Below are 17,679 nucleotides of genomic sequence, written 5' to 3' on the forward strand. Positions count from 1 at the left end.
TCAGAGGGTAGAACGCACTCGCCACAACTCGGGGAACAGCACCGTGTCGAGCATCTTGCGCAGATACCCCACACCTTCAGTGCCGCCGGTTCCCGGCTGGAAGCCGATGATCCGTTCCACCGTGGTCACATGCCGGAAGCGCCACTGGCGGAACGAATCCTCCAGGTCGATGAACTTCTCGGCCAACTGATACAAGTCCCAATAACGGCTCGGGTCGCGGTATACCTCACGCCACGCAGCCTCCACCGATTCATCGTGAACCGTTGCCGCCGTCGGGTCGCGCTCGGCCCGTTTCGGATCTATCGCCAGACCGGCCTTGACCATCAGGTTGATCGCTTCGTCATACAGCGACGGCGTGGCAATCGCCACCTGCAATTGCTCCAGCAACGCCGGGCGATGGGCATGGGGCCGCAACAGCGCCGGGCTCTTGTTGCCGAGGATAAATTCAATCTCGCGGTACTGGAACGACTGGAACCCCGACGACTGTCCGAGGAACGGGCGGATCGCCTTGTATTCCGACGGTGTCATGGTCGCCAGCACCGCCCAGGCGTGTACCAACTGGTCGAAGATCCTCGAGACCCGCGCCAGCATCTTGAAGGCTGGCGGCAACTCACCAAGGCGCACGTGTTCGCGGGCGGCCTTGAGTTCGTGCAGCATCAGTTTCATCCACAGCTCCGAGGTCTGGTGCTGGATGATGAACAGCATTTCGTTATGGTCCGGCGACAGCGGGTGCTGGGCGCTGAGGACTTTGCCCAGGTCCAGGTAGTCGCCGTAGCTCATGGACTCGGAAAAATTCAGCTCGGCGTTGTGCCATTCTTCCGGGGACTGGTGGTCGGCAGGCTTATATTCTGGCGAGAAGGGACACTGGCTCATCGCGTGGGCTCCTTGAGCGGGCGCAGGATTGCGCGGACAGGGCTGGCGTCCAGGTTGGCAAAACGCAGCGGCAGCGCGATCAGCTCATAGTCGCCCTCCGGTACATCGTCGAGCACGATGCCTTCAAGGATCGCCATGCCATGGCGCGCCACGGCGTTGTGCGAGTCCATGGTCTTGGACTGTTGCGGGTCCAGGGAGGGCGTGTCGATACCGATCAGGCGCACGCCGAGGCTGGCGAGCAGCTCGATGGTTTGCGGGGCGATGGCGGTGAAGTCTGAATCCCATTGCGTCAGTGGCGCTTGTGGATAAGTGCGCAGCAGCACGCGCTCGGGCAGGTTATCCACACGCCCTTGCAGTTGATGCGGTTGCACCAGGGCGCCACTGCCCAGGCAGTGCAACACGCGGCACGGGCCCATGTACACGTCCAACGACACCTCGCCAATCGGCGCGCCGTCGGCGCTGTAATGCAGCGGCGCATCCACATGGGCGCCGGTATGTGGCGACAGCGTCACGCGCCCCACATTCACCGGGCACTCCGGCCCGAACTGCCACACGCGCTCTTCCTGGAACGGCGTATCGCCCGGCCAGGTCGGGGTCGCCGCACTCAAGGGCGGGCTGATATCCCACCACGTTGTTATTGGGTTCATTTTCAAGGCTCTCACTCATTCCTGGGTGAATGATACGAGGGCCGCACGTGAATTTTCTTGCGAATTCTGGCGCCGCAAGGGAATTCTTTCGCAGTTACTGCGAGAAAACGCTTGGTTTGCGCGCAGAAGCACCTCTCAACACAGGGGTGCGGCCACCAGCAATCAATGTGGGAGGGGGCTTGTCCCTCCCACATTGACCGCGCTTCGTACTGGGCTGCGCTTCTGGGCATACCGATGTCGAGTCCAGACCACCAGCCCCCGCTGTGACGCTATAGGGTTCGACTCTTATTCCCATGCCTCGGAGTCATCATGTCCAAACCCATCACCGTACTGCGCGACACCCATCCCTTGCCGGTCCTGGATGCCTGCAAATGGGAAAAGCTCGAAGGCGACCCGCACACCGTCAACCTCAACGCCTACACCAGTGATGACGGCAGCAAGATCATGGGCACCTGGATCTGCACGCCGGGCAAGTGGTACGTGGAATACGTGAAATGGGAATACTGCCACTTCCAGGAAGGCTATTGCGTGATCACACCCGAAGGCATGGCGCCGATCCATCTGCGTGCTGGGGATATCTTCGTGGTGGAACCGGGGATGAAGGGCACGTGGGAGGTGGTCGAGACGGTGCGTAAGTATTTTGTGTTTGCCTGAACTGCCAAACCTGAGGCGAGGGAGATTGCTCCCTCGCCACCGTCTTTATTTGAGCTTTCGATAACTGTTGATGATCGCCGAGAAGTCCTTGCCCCCTTCCCCACGCTGGCTCATCGATTGATACAACTGCTGGGCCACCGCACCGAGGATCACCGGCTGGTGTGCCTGGCGCGCCGCTTCAGTGGCAAGCCCCAAATCCTTGAGCATCAGGTCGGCACCGAAACCACCGGTATAGCCGCGCGATGACGGTGCCGTTTCAATCACACCCGGCCACGGGTTGTAGGTGTCGGAACTCCAGCAACGCCCGGTAGAGCTGTTGATGATGCCCGCCAGCACTTGGGTATCGATGCCCAAGGCATCGCCCAGGGCCATGGCCTCACTGACGCCGACCATGCTGATCCCGAGCAGCAGGTTGTTGCAGATCTTGGCAATTTGCCCGGTGCCCACATCGCCGCAGTGCACGATGTTGCGGCCCATCTGCGCCAGTACCGGTTGCAGGGTGGCGAACAGTTCCGGGTTGGCGCCGACCATAAAGGTCAGCGTCCCGGCTTGCGCGCCGCCGGTGCCACCGGAGACCGGCGCATCGGCCACTGCCACGCCCTGTTTTGCCGCCGCTACTGCTACATCGCGGATGGTCTGTGGGTCGATGGTGCTGCAATCCACCGCGGGCACGCCTTTGCCGATACCGGCCAAAACGCCATCTTCATTCAACCAGACGCTGCGCACATGGGGGGCGGCCGGCAGCATGGTAATCACCAGTTCAGCGTCTGTCGCCGCATCACGGGGCGAACTGCTGATGGTGCCGCCCAGTTCGGCCAACTCCTTGAGCACGGTCTGGTTCAGGTCGAACAGGTTCAGTGCGTGCCCGGCCTTGATCAGGTTGCGGGCCATGGGCGCGCCCATGTTGCCCAGGCCGATAAATGCAATCTTCATGGTCGTCTCCCAGGTTTCAGCGCAGGTTGATGGTGGTGTTGACGCCATCGTTGACCGTGTCGTCATCGAACCAGCGGCTGGTGACGGTCTTGGTCTGGGTGTAGAACTGCACCACCTGCTTGCCGTACGGGCCCAGGTCACCCAGCTTGGAACCACGGGAGCCGGTGAAGCTGAAGAACGGTACCGGCACCGGGATCGGAATGTTGATACCGACCTGGCCTACATCGATTTCACTCTGGAACTTACGCGCCGCAGCCCCACTCTGGGTGAACAGGCCGGTGCCGTTGCCGAACGGGTTGGCGTTGACCAGTGCAATGGCTTGATCGAGGGTGTCGACCTCCAGCACCACCAGCACCGGGCCGAAGATTTCCTGGGTGTATATCTGCATGTCGGTGGTCACGCCGGAGAACAGCGTCGGGCCAACGAAGTTACCTTGCTCGAAGCCCGGCACCTTGATGTCGCGCCCGTCCAGCTCCAGCGTGGCCCCTTCTTTCACGCCGCTTTCGATCAGCTCCAGGATGCGTGCCTTGGCACGTTTGGAGATCACCGGGCCGACATCCGTACCCGCCTCGCTGCCCGCATTGACCTTGAGTTTTTGCGCCAGCGCCTTGAGATCCGGCAGCCATTGCTTGGACGCGCCCACCAGCACCACCACCGAGGTGGCCATGCAACGCTGGCCTGCCGCGCCAAAACCGGCACCGACCAGGGCATTCAGAGTGTGCTCACGGTTAGCATCCGGCAGCACCACCGCATGGTTCTTGGCGCCCATCATCGATTGCACACGCTTGCCGTGTTTGCCGGCCAGGTCATAAACGTGAGTGCCCACAGCGGTTGAGCCGACGAAAGACACCGCCTTGATATCTTTGTGGGTGCACAGCGCATCCACCACGTCCTTGCCACCGTGCACCACGTTGAGTACGCCAGCCGGTACGCCAGCTTCCAGCGCCAGCTCCACCAGCAGCATGGTCGACAGCGGGTCCTGCTCGGACGGCTTGAGCACGAAGGTGTTACCGCAGGCGATGGCCATCGGGAACATCCACAGCGGAATCATTGCCGGGAAGTTGAACGGCGTGATGCCGGCGCAGACGCCGATGGGCTGGCGCAGGGTATAGGTATCCACGCCACCGGCGACGTTCTCGGCGAACTCGCCCATTTGCAGGGTGCCGATGGAACAGGCGTGCTCGACCACTTCCAGGCCACGGAAAATATCGCCCTCGGCATCGGCAATGGTTTTACCCTGCTCGTTGCTGAGGACCACGGCAATGCGCTTGGAATGTTCGCGGATCAAGGCTTGCAGCTTGAGCATGATGCGCATGCGCGCGCCAATCGGCGTCAGCTTCCAGGTCTGGAAGGCGCGCTGGGCCGCGTCGATGGCCGCGTTGACCTCATCGGCCGTGGCGAACGGGACCCTGGCCAACACTTGCTGGGTAGCCGGGTTGACGATGTCTTGCCATTCGGTGGTCTTGGACTCGACCCACTCACCGTTGATCAGCAACTTGACCTGTTGTATGGAAATATCGGCAGATGCGTTCATGAGGGTCTCCGGAATCTTGTTGTTATGCAGAGAGTGAATCGCCTTGAAGAAGGAGGCGTTCGGGCTGTTTTTGGAGTATAGATGTGCAAATCTCTAATAAGAACGCACATAAAAGCCGGTCCAATATGCAAAAAAACATCACATCATTGGGCTCCCTGAACTGGGATGACCTGAAGTTTTTTCTCGAAGTGGCCCGCACCCGCAAGGCCAGTGTCGCCGCCAAGCGCCTGGCGGTTGACTACACCACCGTGTCACGGCGCATCAGCTCACTGGAAGTGTCGCTTGGCACCCTGCTGTTCGAAAAATCCCGGACCAACGGTTTTGTCCTCACCGCCGAGGGCCAGCGTTTGCTGGGTTACGCCGAGTCCATCGAAAGCACCCTGCACATGGCGTGCGAACAAGTCTCCGGCTCCGGCGTGGCGCTGTCCGGGCATGTGCGCATGGGCTGTACCGAAGGCTTCGGCAGCTTTTTCGTCACCCCGCAACTGAGCCACTTCGTCGACACCTATCCGGCGATCTCGGTGGACATCCTGCCCCTGCCGCACTTCATCAGCCTGTCCAAGCGCGAAGCCGACATCGTCATCGCACTGGAACGCCCGGAACACGGCCCGTACGTATGCTGCAAGCTGTGCGATTACAAATTGCAGTTGTACGCCACACAGGACTACCTCGACCAACACCCGCCGATCCAACGCCCGACGGACCTGGCCGAGCATCCGTTTATCAGCTACGTGGACGACCTGGCGTTCAGCTCGGAGCTGCTGTACCTGGCGAACGTAGTGCCGGGCGCCAGCGCCAGCCTGCGCAGTACCAGTGTCATCGCGCAGTATGTGGCGGCGCAGCAGGGGCGTTCGATGGCGATATTGCCGTGCTTTCTGGCGGCGCAGGACCCGCGACTGCTGCCGGTGCTGGAGGAGCAGATCGCGATTACGCGGCAGTTCTGGATGTATTGCCGGGAGGATTTGAGGAAGCTCAAGCGAATTACGTTGCTGTGGGATTACATCCGGGAAGTGACAGAGCAGAATCAGGGGTTGTTGATGGGGGAGACGCGGGAGATGCGGTTTGCAGACTGAATGCGCCGCGCGGATAAATGTGGGAGGGGGCTTGCCCCCGATGGCGGTGTGTCAGTTGCCAGATGTATTGGCTGAGACACTGCTATCGGGGGCAAGCCCCCTCCCACATTTGAATGGGTTTCAGATTGAGGACGGTGAAGGCACTTAGTCCGCGATGACCACAATCGACACGCGTCGATTTTCGGTGCGCCCCGCCGCCGTTGTGTTCGCGGCCACCGGCTCGCTGCTGCCCAGGCCGCGCAGTTGGATGTTTTGTTCTTTCATGCCCACGCTGCTCAGCACCTTGCCCACACTTTCAGCACGGCGCAGGGACAAGGCCTGGTTGTAGAGTTCCTTGCCGGAAGCGTCGGTGTGGCCGTCGACGCGCACGCGTTCGATGCCGGCGCCCACCAAGGCCTTGCCGATGCGTTCGACGATGTCGGTGCTGGGCTTGTTGAGGGTTTCGACGTCGCTGCCAAACAGCACTTTGCCAGACAAGCCGAAGGCCCAGCCTTCGTCAGTCAGCTCGAAACCCTGCTGCTTGAGCACGGCCACTTGTGCCGGGCTCAGGCCTTTGGGCGGTGCGGTCTGGCAGCCGCCGAGGGCCAGGCAGGCGAGAAGCAAGCTGATGAATAGAACGCGTGAGTTAGAGAACAAAGGGTTAACTCCTGTGCTGGACGTTGACGACAGGGTGGGCGGGCTCCGCCGTTTGCTGACTGCCCGACGACAGCCGTTTAGCTTGGTACATCGCCACATCGGCGGCATTGAGCAGGGTGCCGGGCGTGGCGCCATGATCGGGATAAATGGCGATGCCGATACTGAGGGAGGTCAAGACCTGGGTGTTGCCGGGCAGCGGGATCGGTTGGTCCATGCTGGCAATGATCTTGTCGGCAATGCGTTGCGCATCGTCGACTTTGTGCAGCGGCGCCAGCAGGACGGCGAATTCATCGCCGCCCAGGCGGGCCACCAGGTCATCTTCGCGCAGCTGTGCACGCACGCGCTCGGCAACGGCCACCAGTACGGCATCGCCAGCGGCGTGGCCGAAGTTGTCGTTGATGTCTTTGAAACGATCGCTGTCGAGAAACAACACCCCCACCCGTTCGTTGACCTTGGCGGCGCTGCGCAAGGCACGAATCAACCGGCCTTCAAAGAACGCACGGTTGGGCAGGCCGGTGAGGCTGTCGTGGCTGGCCTGGTGCGCGAGGGTTTCGTTTTCGCTTTGCAGATGATTTTGCCAGGCCTCCATCTCGCCCAGCAGGGCATTGAAGTCACTGCCCAGGCTGTCGAGTTCGGCAATCTGGGCCGGGGGCACGCGGCGGTCGAAGTCGCGTTCGCTGCGGGCGGCGTGGGCCACGGCAGCAAGGCTTTGCAGCGGCCCGGTGATGCCGTTCAACAGACGCCGCGCCAGATGCAGCGCCACCCAGGCGCTGAGCGCGGTGCAGATCACAATGCCCGCCAGGCCGCTGAGCAGGAAGCGCAACAGGCTGCCGCCATGACCGGTCAGGTGGATGCTGCCCACCGTTTGCCCCTGGTGAAGGATCGGCTGGCTGATGGGTTGCTCGAGCAACGCATGCGCCAGTTTGAGTTCAACCTGCGACAACATCCCGGTGTTCGGCCGCACCCATTGCGCCAGCAGCTTGCCACTGGCATCGAAGACTTCGGCCTGGGCCACCTCTTCGGTTGAAGCAATCAGGCTCAAGGCTTCAGTGGCGGCGGCGCTGTCGTCGAACACCACGGCCGCTTCCACGGTGTAATTGATCGAGCGTGCGATCAGGTGCAGGTTGTGTTCGGCATACACCCGCAGCGCCAGCACGCCGAGCAGGGTCAGGGACACACTGGCCAGCGCCACCGCCACCAGGGCCAGGATCATGTGCCCTCTGCCGATGACCGACCTCAGGGTCGGTCGCGCCTTGGCCCGCGTCATGGCGCCGGCGCTCGACGGCGCGACAGTTGCAGCACGCTGGGGTGAATACGTACGCCGCTGCGGGCGACGGAGTCCAGGTTCACCTCGAACGACACTTGCGCATCACTCACCCGCAGGCAGAACAGGCTGCCCACGGTGCATTGGTCGCCGCCTTCGCTGATGCTGAGCACCGGATGGCCGATCAATGAAGCAAACAACGCGGTGCGTTCGTCAGCGCTGAGTTTGCCGATGTAGACGGCGTCGCAGGCGCTGACGATGTCCGGATGATTGGCCAGCAGGCGTCGCACTGCCACCGGTCGGCCGGTGGCCTGGGTAGTGCCTTTGATCAGGTCGTCGGTGTACTGGGTGGGCCCGACGATGCACAAGCGCAGTTGCGCAGGCTCCACCGGCCAACGGGCATAACTGAGAATCCCGAGCACGACCTGGGTCACCGCCTGGGCGCGCTGCTCGGCCAGGCTGGGCGTTTGAGCCCAGGCTTGCGGAGCGAGCAGGCATAGCAACGCCACCTGCAACAGGCGTCTCCAGCTCAAACTACGCTCTGTGAGCGAGACAGCCACGTTCATGCAGCAATTCTCTCAAGAAATTTCAGGGTGATGCCGCAACGATAGCACAGCAGCGGAAAACCCCATGACGCGAGGCTTTTCACAGTGCTGAGTATTTTTTCAGAAAAATCAGACATCTGAATCAAAAATATCGCATGACCGTTCAGTCAGTTTCTTCGGGTGAAGCGTCCAGCTCCAGCATCAGCCCGCTCAAGCGTTTGACCCGCCGCCGTACAGCTTCCTCAAAGACGCCGGCACGCGGTTCGATCAGGCTGAACCAGCGTTTGGCGCGGGTGATACCGGTGTAGATCAGTTCTTTGGTCAGCACCGGATTCAACGCGTCCGGCAAGATCAGCGCGGTATGGGTGAACTCCGACCCCTGGGATTTGTGCACGGTCATGGCATAGACGGTTTCCACATCGTTGAGCCGGCTGGGCAGCACGAAGCGCACGCCCCCCTGGCCGTCATTGCGCGGGAAGGCCACGCGCAGCACCTGAGGGCCGCCGTCGCTCTCGGGCAATTTCAAGGCGATACCGATATCCCCGTTCATCAGGCCCAGACCATAGTCGTTACGGGTCATCAGCACCGGACGCCCTTCATACCACTGCTCGTCGCCCTCGATCAGCCGCACCTTGCGCAAGGCCGCGGTAATGCGCAGGTTCAATCCTTCGACGCCCCAAGGGCCTTTGCGTACGGCGCAAAGCAACTGAAACGCGTCGAAGGCTTGCAGCAGTTGCTGCGCCCAATGGGTCCAGGCGTGATCGTCACGCGGGGTCTGCGGTGCAGGGCGCGCCGACTGCAGCAGGTTCAGGTAAAAGCGATAACCCTGGGCACCTTCGCCCTGCCCGTCCAGTACCAGGCGCTCAAGCGCGTGATCTTGCTCGCCCTTGAGGCTGAGACAGAACAGGTCGTCATGACTGCGCGCGGCCAACAGCGTGCGCGCCTGTTCAGCGTTCTGCTGGTTGACCCAGCGCGCCAGCTGGCCGATGCCGCTGCCCTCGCCGAAGCGCCGCGAGTGGCGCAGCATCACCACCTGCTGGGCCAGCGGATGACTGCCGTCGAGGTCTTCAAGCAAGCCGCTGTTGCTGAGGTCTTCGGCGCTGACCGCTTGCAGCCATTGGCGCGTGGCCGGGCTGTACCAGCCAGCCTCGGCATCGCGACACAGATCACCGAGCACCGCGCCCGCCTCCACCGACGCAAGCTGGTCCTTGTCACCCAGCAGCACCAGGCGAGCATGGGGTGGCAAAGCGTCAAGCAGATTGGCCATCATTTCCAGATCGATCATCGACGCTTCGTCCACCACCAGCACATCCAGCGGTAACGGGTTGCCGATGTGATGACGGAAGTGCCGAGTGCCCGGGCGGCTGCCCAGCAAACGGTGAACCGTGGTGACCTGGGTCGGGATTTTTTCGCGCACGCTATCGGGCACTTTCAGCGACAGCACTTGCTGACTGATGGACTCGGTGAGACGTGCGGCGGCTTTACCGGTGGGCGCGGCCAGGCGAATGCGCAAGGGATTGCCGCTTTCCACGGCAGGCGCCTGCAACAGCGCGAGCAGGCGCACCACGGTGGTGGTCTTGCCGGTGCCGGGGCCGCCGGTGACGATGCTGAATGCACCCCGGGTGGCCAGGGCGCAGGCGAGTTTTTGCCAGTCGATAACGCCATCGGGCGCCGGTTGATCGAATAAACCATTCAGGCGCTGCGGCAAATCGGCGGCGACGCTCTCGTGGCTGGCCAGCCGCAGGCGCAAGGCACTGTCGATGCGCCGTTCATAAGCCCAATAGCGGCGCAGATAGAGGCGTTTTCCGGACAGGACCAACGGGCGGCTCCGGGCCGACTCAGTGCTATCGAATGCCAGCGCGACCAAACGGCTGGTGGCCAGGGCATGACACCAGTGGGCGCCGTCCAGCCCCTCGAGCAATTGCGACGGCAGCAGCATCGCGCCGGTCTGCAGGTCGCCCTCGGGCGGCAGCGACAGGGCAAAATCCGGCGCCTGCAGGGTTTCGAACAGGTCGAGGCATACATGACCGTGACCCAATTGGTGGCTGGTCAATGCCGCCGCCAGCAGCACCAGGGGATCGGCCTGTGGGTCAAGCTCGTGCAGGAAGCCAACGAACGCTTTGTCCAGGGCCCGCAACCAGCCACGGTCGACCCAGCGCTCCAGCAGTTGCACCAGGTCGGCGGCGCGACTGAGCGGCGACAGTTCCTCCAGCAGCAGCGGCGACAGGCTCATAGCAGCACTCCTTGTTCCCAGGCGGGCTCGGCTTTTGGCGGGATAGGCTTGCCCTGGAACAACAGGTCCAGCCCTTCGATCAGCTCACGCGGCGGCCGGGTGAAGTACGCGCCCTGGGTCGCCGACTGCGTTCCGCGCAGGAACAGGTAGAGGGCGCCGCCGACGTGGCGTTCGTAGTCGTAATCCGGCAGGCGCGCCTTGAGTTGGCGATGCAGGGCCAGTAGGTAAAGTACGTATTGCAGGTCGTACCGATGCTCGAGGATCGACTGTTCCATGGCTTCCATGGTGTAGGCCGAATCGTCAGGCCCGAGCCAGTTGGATTTGTAGTCAGCCACGTAATAACGGCCATCGTGCTCGAAGGTCAGGTCGATAAAGCCTTTGAACATGCCGTTGAGCAACACCGGCTCGGCCGCCACGCGTGAGACGCCGTGGTGGGTGTACTGGCACACCAATTTGTCGAGGGCGAGCACGTCGACTTTATGGCTGGCGAACCAGAATTCCATTTCGATCTGGTAGTGCTGCAGCGCGCTGAGGCTGACCCGGTCGGCGTACAGGGGCAGCGGCGCGTGCAACAAGTGTCCAAGCCAGGCGCTGAGGGTGACGATCCAGCCTTCCCAATTGCGCCGATTGCAACGCGCTCCGACGGCCTTTTCAATGGCCTCGGGGCTGACGTTGAAAGCCTCTTCACCGGCCCACTCCAACAAGCCGTGAAGGAAAGTGCCTGGATTCGGACCGCGTGGGAATCGATGAATATCACCGCCGGACGCCACCACTTCACGCGGTGCGTCGGGATCCAGGCGTTCGTCATCGAACAGTTTCTGCGCCTGCGGGCTTTCAGGCGCCTCGAGACTGGCGGCGCTCATGCTGTCGCCAATGCGCAAGGCGCTGTAGGACGCAATCCACCAGTTCTCCGCCGCCTTGCGTTTGGGCAACAGCGCAGCCAGCAAAGTCGCTTCGTTGCGCGGAGGGTGGAACACGATGTCCTGCGCTGCGGGCACCTGGGCATAGCTGATGGCCGGGCAACCCTGCTGCACATCCAGCAACCAGCGCGCCAGGCCGGCGGACTCACCCAACAGCGCACCGGCGCCCAGCAGATAGCCCAACGCCGACAGGTGCAGCACGGAGCTGCTGCTATTGCCCCGCTTGAGGTCGGCGATGCCCAGCCAGCAAGCATGTTTGGCGCGGGTCAGGGCGACGTACAGCAAGCGCAGGTCTTCGGCCAGGCGCTCATCGTCGGCCTGGGCGATCAACTCAGCGGTAGGCCGCAGGCTGACGTGGGATTTGCCCTGCGCGTCGTGGTAGTGCAGCGGCAAGCGCGTGCCGTCCACCGGTTTGGTCGAGCAGATGAAGGGCAGGAACACCAGGTCGTATTCCAGGCCCTTGGATTTGTGGATCGTCACCACCTTGACCAACTGCTCGTCACTTTCCAGGCGCAGGATCTGCTCTTCACCGGCCTGGCCCGACAGCGCCAGGTGCTCGGCAAGGTGGCGAATCAGCGCCTGCTCGCCGTCCAGTTCCGACGCGGCCTGTTGCAGCAGCTCACTGAGGTGCAGCAGGTTGGTCAGCACACGCTCGCCATCGCTCCGGGCGATCAGGGTTTGCGGCAGCTTGAAGTCATGCAGCAGGCGACGCAGCATCGGCAGCACGCCTTGGGCGCGCCAGATCGAGCGGTAGCCCCGGAACTGCATCACGCGGCTTTCCCACGCCAGTTCATCCTGGTTCAGACGCTCCAGTTCCGTCAGTGACAGGTTCAAGGTGACGCAGGCCAGGGCCGCGCGCAGCGGGCGCTCGACGTCCGGCTCGGCGCAGGCCTTGAGCCAGGCCAGCAGGTCGTGGGCTTCCTGGGCGGCGAAGACCGAGTCCTTGTCCGACAGGTACACGCTGCGCACGCCCCGTGCAGCCAACTCGGCGCGCACGGCCTGGGCTTCCTTGCCGTCTCGCACGAGGATGGCGATGTCTGCCGGCAGCACGCCTGTGAAGGTGTCATCCGTTGCAAAGCCTGCGGTGCCCTGCTGGCCACCCTTGAGCAACTCGACAATGTGCGTGGCGCAAGCGGCGGCCAGTTGTTGGCGATACAGCACATTGGAAATCGGTTGGTCGGTGGCTAAATGCCAAAGGTTCATTGCCGGCAGCGTCTGGCCGTCGACCTGCAGCTGTTCTTTGCGGCCTTGGGACAGCACCGAGTGGAACGGCACCGGGTTACGGCCGTCGGGCTCACGAAACAGGAACGCGCCGCGGCCGGTTTCCGCGCGCTGGAACAGGTGGTTTACCGCTTCGACCATCGCATGGCTGGAGCGGAAGTTGGTGCCCAACGTATGGTGGCGACCGGTGGTGGACTGCCGGGCGCGCAGGTAGGTGTAGATGTCCGCGCCCCGAAAGGCGTAGATCGCCTGTTTGGGGTCGCCGATCAGGAACAGGCCGCTGTCCAGATGGTTTTCTTCGATGCGGTAAATACTGTCGAAGATGCTGTATTGCACCGGATCGGTGTCCTGGAATTCATCGATCAAGGCCACCGGGAATTGCTCGCGGATCACGCTGGCGAGGCGCTCGCCGCCGTCAGCCTGGAGCGCGGCGTTGAGGCGGATCAGCATGTCGTCGAAGCCCATTTCAGCGCGACGCCGCTTCTCTTCTTCGAAGCGCTTGCCCACCCAGGCGGCGGCGTGTTGCAACACCGCGGCGTCCGGGCTCGGCAGTGCGTCAAGGGCCGCTTTCAGACCGGCCATGGCGTCGATGCCGGGATGCCGTGGCGGCTCGCCTTTCCAGGCTTCGGCCATACCCTCGGGGGTCAGCCGGGTAAAGCCGGTGCCAATATCCAGTTGCTCCAGGGTTTCGTCGGCGGCCCAGGCACTGATTTTTTCAAACCAGGGCTCGAAATAACGCGCCTGCATTTTGCGTCCATCGACCGCTTTGGCGGCCACGGCTTGCAGGCACAGATCACGCAGCTCGACGGCCCATTGTTGCCAAGGCGCCTTGATGCTGGCCAATGCCTCGCGACGCTCTTGCAGGCAGGCAGAGATTATTTCGGCGGGCTCGCGGCTGTCTTCGGCGGGCCGCTCACTGCCGAACAACGCGCGCACCCGTGGCATCAAGGCGGCCGGTCCGCCCCAGTTGTTACGCACCCAGTTGAGCGCGTCGTCACGCATCGGGTAGCAGAACAGGCGCCAGTAGTCGCGCAGCACTTCACCGAGCAAGTCGCTGTGGTCGGTTTCCAGGGTCTGGGTAAACAGGCTGCCGCTGTCGAAAGCGTGTTCGCGCAGCATGCGCTGGCACCAACTGTGAATCGTCGAGACGGCGGCTTCGTCCATCCACTGCGCGGCAATGTCCAGCCGATTGGCGCAGGCGGGCCACTGTTCCACGGGGTATTGATGACGCAGGTCGGCGATCAAGGCATCGGGCTGCTCGATTTCGTCGCGGAAAAACCGCGCGGCCTCCGCCAGACGGATACGGATACGTTCACGCAGCTCCTTGGTGGCGGCGTCGGTGAAGGTCACCACGAGGATTTGCGGCGGTAGCAGTTCACGGCCGAAACCGGACTCATCGCCACCGTTGCCGAGCACCAGGCGCAGGTACAGGGCCGAAATCGTGAAGGTTTTGCCGGTGCCGGCGCTGGCTTCAATCAGCTGGCTGCCTTTGAGCGGAAAGGCCAGGGCCAAGGGTTTGCTGGTCATGCGCCGGCCTCCTCGCTGGACAATGAACGCCAAGGCGCGTTGATCAGCGGGCGATACAAGGTTTCGCACCAGCCTTCGAACTCTTCGCTGGCGACCAGCGTGGCGTAGTCGGGGAACTGGCGAGTGAGCGCGGGCGTTTCGCGGCGTTCGCCGTCGGTGGTGATACCGTCGCCCTCGTAGGCCTTGCTGGCAGCGGCCTGGGCTTTGGCCGGATCGGTCTGGCCGAGCCAGGCAAAGGCGGTTTTTACCGCGACGGGCAGCGGTTTACTCATGCCGGTGTGCCAGGCGAGCAGCAAGTCACCGAGGAGGTTCTGCGCGATGGCCGTGTCCAACGGGGCGAGCAGCAGGGTGTCGTCACTGGCCACCAAGCCGGTACTCAACGGCACGCCACAGGCACAGGCGACCACATGATTGACCCAGGGGCGAATCAGGCGGTGCCACTTGCGCGTCTTGATCGAGCCGATGCTGTTGGGGAGGGTGGTCACGCTTAACAGGCCGCCATCACTGCGCCGGTGCAGGCCGCTGATCCAGCCTTCGAGCTGAATGCCCTGGTACGCGAAACTGATCGGTTGCGCGCCAATGTGCGGGGTTGGCCAGAGCGCCAGGAGGTGTTGGTAGCGTTGCAGCAGGTCCGGCAACGGCTCGATCAGCTCGTGGCGCAGGCATTCGCCGAAGCCGACCATCGGCAGCAGGCCGCTGCCTTGCAGGCGCAAGGCTTGGGCGTTGAGCGCCTGATCAAGCTGGTCGGGCCGGGCCAGTGCAGCGTTGAGCAGGCTGTCGCTGAGGGTGTAGCGTTGCAGTGCGTCGAGGACGAAGGGTTCTTCGTCGGCCAGCGGTACTTCGGCGGCTTCAAAGAACACTTTCAGGCGTTGACTGAAGAAATGTTTGACCGGATTGCGCAGGAAATCCTGTAACTGGCCGAGACTCAGGGGCTCTTCCTGGTGGTGCGGTGCCAACGCCTGGTCATGTGCGATTGCAGCAGGGGCTTGATGCAGCAATTGCCATTCGCGGGCATAACTGAACAGCGGGTCGCCTTCATGGAAGTAGCGGGCGCTGAACGGTTGGAGCGGGTGTTCCTGGGTCATTGCGTCGATCAGGGAGTGATCGCTCTGGGCGTTATGCCAGCCGCTGGCGAGGTGGTCGCGCAGTTGGCCGATCAGCACCGAGGCCGGGCGATCGCTGTTGTCGCGGATGCTGCGGCCGACCCAACTGATGTAGAGCTGGTCGCGCGCGGAAAGCAGGGCTTCGAGCAGCAGGTAGCGATCGTCTTCACGGCGCGAACGATCGCCGGGACGGTAGTCGCTGCCCATCAGGTCAAAGTCCAGCGGCGGCTGGGCACGCGGGTAGTCACCGTCATTCATGCCGAGCAGGCAGACCAGCTTGAACGGGATCGCGCGCATGGGCATCAAGGTACAAAAATTGACCGCGCCCGCAAGGAAGCGCTGGGACAGGCGGCCTTGGTCAAGCCCCGCCAACCACGCCTCACGGACCACGGTGAGGGGTAATTCGTCTTGCAGGCCGACGGATTCGCAGGTTTCCAGCCAGGTCTCTCTTAACTGTTCAAGCTGGCCAAGCAGGTAGTCATCGTGCTCGCTGCCGGGCAGGAAAAACAGCTGCATCAAGCGTTGCAGACGCTCGCCCCACACGTGGGGAGGTGCCGGTTGCGACAGCGCCTGGTGCGCGTCGTTTAAGGCGTCGAGCAAGGCGACCAGTGGACCAATCAGCGCCGCATCAAGCCCACCTATCTCGTCGTAAGGCTCGATGCCTTCGCACGCCACACCCGTACCGACGGCGTAGCCCAGCAGCATCCGCCGCAGGCCGAATCGCCAGCTGTTCTGCTCAAGTTCTGCGGGCAGCCCCAGGCCCGCACGCTGTTCGGCGTTGAGCCCCCAGCGGATGCCCGCGCCTTCAATCCAGCGATGCAGTGTAGGCAGGTCGCGCTCATTGATGGCGAAACGTTCGCGCAGGGCGGGGACATCCAGCAGGTCGAGAATTTCGCTGACTGGAAAACGGCTGTCGGGGAGTTTGAGCAGGTGCTCGACCGCGATCAACAGCGGGTCACGACCGCGTTGCCCCTGGTCTGTCAGGGTGAACGGAATAAAGCGTGGGTCGTTTCTTTCCAGTTGACCGAAAACCGCGCGAATGTGCGGCGCGTAGCTGTCGACGTCGGGGACCATGACGATGATGTCCCGAGGGCGCAAAGTGGGGTCGGCGCTGAAACGTTGGAGTAATTGGTCGTGGAGAATCTCCACTTCGCGTTGGGCGCTGTGGGCGATGTGAAAGCGAATGGATGCGTCGCGTGTCAGATCGACCGCCGGCCAGAACTCACGGGTCTCATCGAGTGGGCGCAGTTCGAGGATGTCGTCCTGAAGCTGGTTGAGCAGCGTGGTGGGTTGGCTGTCGCTGAACAGGTCGATACGACCGTCACGGAAGGCGGCGCGGTAGCTGTTGGGGTCGTCATAACTGTCCAACAGGCTGATGTAGTCACGGCCCTGCTTGCCCCAGGCGGCGAGCAGCGGATGAGCGTGCTGGTGCAAGGTGTGTGGGTCTATGGTGACGGGCATGCCTGCTTTGCGCGCCTGACGCTTGTACTCGTTACGCAGCAGGTCCTTGTCGGCCACGATGTCCGACCAATGATGGCGGCAAGGGTTGTGCACGCACAGCAACACTTGGCTGAAACGGGCCAGGCCTGCCAGTGCTTCGAGCGCCTGGGCGGGCAGCGATGAAATGCCGAAGACGATCACTCGGGACGGTAAGCCAGGCGGCGCTTGCTCAAGCGTGTTGATGCGTTCGATAAAGCGTTGGTGAACGCCGGCACGGCTCTCGGCCATGCCCTGCGCGCCCACGTCAAGCAACAGCGCGCGCCATAACTCAGCTTGCCAGCAGTTGGCGGGGTTAAGGGGTTTGGATTCGCCGCGCCCGTTGCGTAACTGATGGCGCCCTGCAGCCCAATCTTCCAGCCAATCGGCGCGATACACCTGGTATTGGTCGAACAAGTCGGCCAGGCGCTCGGCGAGCTGGTAGCGTTTGCGCAGGTCGGTGTCGTGGGTCAGGAAGCGTTGCAACGGCTCAAAATGGGGCTGATCAATAAGCTCCGGGAGCAGACGCATGAGTCGCCACGTCAGCGGGGCCTTATCAAGCAGAGACTTGGGGGGGATTTCGTCACGCCCTAGCACCATGCGATAGAGCTGCCACATGAAACTGCCGGGCAATTGCACATCGATTGCCGCTGCGATGCCACAGCCCCCCATATCGTCTTTCTGCGGATCTTCGGCCAGGGCAAGCTTGAGCCATTGGGCGATGCCATTGCTTTGGACCAGAGCAATTTCATTCTCCAAAGGCGCCAGGGGATAACGACGCATCCAGCTGACTACCAGGCTGCGCAGCTCGTCCAGGCGGTTACCGTGAACCACCATGAATCCTGCGCTGAGGGACGTTGCACCCGGCATAACGGTTTCCTTGGAAAAGCAAAAATCGAGGCGTGGACTTTAGCACTGAAGACCATGGCCATGAGCGCCTTGATAGTTTTCGAGCGCCCAAAACAAAACCCCAACTGCTTTCGCAATTGGGGTTCTGGAATTTAATCTTGACGATGACCTACTCTCACATGGGGAAACCC

Annotated in this window: 12 protein-coding genes; 2 read left to right on the forward strand and 10 right to left on the reverse strand. The window is 62.5% G+C overall.

Annotated features, from left to right (window positions below):
- Both kynA and kynB read right to left on the reverse strand, forming a co-directional pair.
- Positions 1 to 873 (reverse strand): tryptophan 2,3-dioxygenase, encoded by an 873-nt coding sequence (gene kynA / locus PspCFBP13528_RS23810; protein WP_065951159.1) that lies wholly within the window; start codon positions 871 to 873, stop codon positions 1 to 3.
- A complete protein-coding gene (gene kynB / locus PspCFBP13528_RS23815; protein WP_065951158.1) occupies positions 870 to 1,520 on the reverse strand; it encodes an arylformamidase in 651 nt (216 codons plus the stop codon). Before kynB ends, kynA begins: the two co-directional genes overlap by 4 nt.
- A gap of 309 nt (positions 1,521 to 1,829) precedes the next feature.
- Between kynB and PspCFBP13528_RS23820 the strand changes: the two genes are divergently transcribed.
- Positions 1,830 to 2,174 carry a cupin domain-containing protein gene (locus PspCFBP13528_RS23820; protein ID WP_101220962.1) on the forward strand — a complete coding sequence of 115 codons (345 nt, stop codon included), beginning with the start codon at positions 1,830 to 1,832 and terminating at the stop codon, positions 2,172 to 2,174.
- Between the two features lie 45 nt (positions 2,175 to 2,219).
- Here the strand turns inward: PspCFBP13528_RS23820 and mmsB are convergent, their stop codons facing one another.
- Both mmsB and PspCFBP13528_RS23830 read right to left on the reverse strand, forming a co-directional pair.
- Entirely contained in the window at positions 2,220 to 3,107 is an 888-nt protein-coding gene (mmsB, locus tag PspCFBP13528_RS23825) for a 3-hydroxyisobutyrate dehydrogenase (protein WP_065951156.1), read from the reverse strand.
- A gap of 16 nt (positions 3,108 to 3,123) precedes the next feature.
- On the reverse strand, positions 3,124 to 4,641 hold the full coding sequence (locus PspCFBP13528_RS23830) for a CoA-acylating methylmalonate-semialdehyde dehydrogenase (protein WP_065951155.1): 1,518 nt from the start codon (positions 4,639 to 4,641) through the stop codon (positions 3,124 to 3,126).
- A 125-nt stretch (positions 4,642 to 4,766) separates the two neighbouring features.
- Between PspCFBP13528_RS23830 and PspCFBP13528_RS23835 the strand changes: the two genes are divergently transcribed.
- On the forward strand, positions 4,767 to 5,714 hold the full coding sequence (locus PspCFBP13528_RS23835; protein WP_065951154.1) for a LysR family transcriptional regulator: 948 nt from the start codon (positions 4,767 to 4,769) through the stop codon (positions 5,712 to 5,714).
- 144 nt (positions 5,715 to 5,858) lie between these two features.
- Here the strand turns inward: PspCFBP13528_RS23835 and PspCFBP13528_RS23840 are convergent, their stop codons facing one another.
- The 6 genes from PspCFBP13528_RS23840 to recC form a co-directional block, all read right to left on the reverse strand.
- A complete protein-coding gene (locus PspCFBP13528_RS23840) occupies positions 5,859 to 6,350 on the reverse strand; it encodes an OmpA family protein (protein ID WP_137201652.1) in 492 nt (163 codons plus the stop codon).
- A gap of 4 nt (positions 6,351 to 6,354) precedes the next feature.
- Positions 6,355 to 7,617 (reverse strand): diguanylate cyclase, encoded by a 1,263-nt coding sequence (locus PspCFBP13528_RS23845; RefSeq protein WP_137201653.1) that lies wholly within the window; start codon positions 7,615 to 7,617, stop codon positions 6,355 to 6,357.
- Positions 7,614 to 8,180, reverse strand: a complete 567-nt coding sequence (locus PspCFBP13528_RS23850; RefSeq protein ID WP_065951150.1) for a YfiR family protein — start codon at positions 8,178 to 8,180, stop codon at positions 7,614 to 7,616. Before PspCFBP13528_RS23850 ends, PspCFBP13528_RS23845 begins: the two co-directional genes overlap by 4 nt.
- Before the next feature lie 142 nt (positions 8,181 to 8,322).
- Complete coding sequence (gene recD / locus PspCFBP13528_RS23855) at positions 8,323 to 10,392, reverse strand: exodeoxyribonuclease V subunit alpha (RefSeq protein WP_137201654.1); 2,070 nt, start codon at positions 10,390 to 10,392, stop codon at positions 8,323 to 8,325.
- Positions 10,389 to 14,060 carry an exodeoxyribonuclease V subunit beta gene (gene recB, locus PspCFBP13528_RS23860; protein ID WP_137201655.1) on the reverse strand — a complete coding sequence of 1,224 codons (3,672 nt, stop codon included), beginning with the start codon at positions 14,058 to 14,060 and terminating at the stop codon, positions 10,389 to 10,391. The genes recD and recB overlap by 4 nt, the downstream gene beginning before the upstream one ends.
- Positions 14,057 to 17,509 carry an exodeoxyribonuclease V subunit gamma gene (gene recC, locus PspCFBP13528_RS23865; protein WP_137201656.1) on the reverse strand — a complete coding sequence of 1,151 codons (3,453 nt, stop codon included), beginning with the start codon at positions 17,507 to 17,509 and terminating at the stop codon, positions 14,057 to 14,059. The genes recB and recC overlap by 4 nt, the downstream gene beginning before the upstream one ends.
- Positions 17,510 to 17,679 lie beyond the last annotated feature (170 nt).

Source organism: Pseudomonas sp. CFBP13528 (assembly GCF_005233615.1).
Classification (GTDB): Bacteria; Pseudomonadota; Gammaproteobacteria; order Pseudomonadales; family Pseudomonadaceae; genus Aquipseudomonas; species Aquipseudomonas fluorescens_AM.

Excerpts from the sequence above, each read along its gene's own strand:
- kynB (WP_065951158.1), bottom strand. The coding sequence starts at position 1,520 with ATGAACCCAATAACAACGTGGTGGGATATCAGCCCGCCCTTGAGTGCG.
- recC (WP_137201656.1), bottom strand. The coding sequence starts at position 17,509 with ATGCCGGGTGCAACGTCCCTCAGCGCAGGATTCATGGTGGTTCACGGT.
- kynA (WP_065951159.1), bottom strand. The coding sequence starts at position 873 with ATGAGCCAGTGTCCCTTCTCGCCAGAATATAAGCCTGCCGACCACCAG.
- PspCFBP13528_RS23835 (WP_065951154.1), top strand. The coding sequence starts at position 4,767 with ATGCAAAAAAACATCACATCATTGGGCTCCCTGAACTGGGATGACCTG.
- PspCFBP13528_RS23820 (WP_101220962.1), top strand. The coding sequence starts at position 1,830 with ATGTCCAAACCCATCACCGTACTGCGCGACACCCATCCCTTGCCGGTC.
- PspCFBP13528_RS23830 (WP_065951155.1), bottom strand. The coding sequence starts at position 4,641 with ATGAACGCATCTGCCGATATTTCCATACAACAGGTCAAGTTGCTGATC.
- mmsB (WP_065951156.1), bottom strand. The coding sequence starts at position 3,107 with ATGAAGATTGCATTTATCGGCCTGGGCAACATGGGCGCGCCCATGGCC.
- recD (WP_137201654.1), bottom strand. The coding sequence starts at position 10,392 with ATGAGCCTGTCGCCGCTGCTGCTGGAGGAACTGTCGCCGCTCAGTCGC.
- PspCFBP13528_RS23845 (WP_137201653.1), bottom strand. The coding sequence starts at position 7,617 with ATGACGCGGGCCAAGGCGCGACCGACCCTGAGGTCGGTCATCGGCAGA.
- recB (WP_137201655.1), bottom strand. The coding sequence starts at position 14,060 with ATGACCAGCAAACCCTTGGCCCTGGCCTTTCCGCTCAAAGGCAGCCAG.
- PspCFBP13528_RS23850 (WP_065951150.1), bottom strand. The coding sequence starts at position 8,180 with ATGAACGTGGCTGTCTCGCTCACAGAGCGTAGTTTGAGCTGGAGACGC.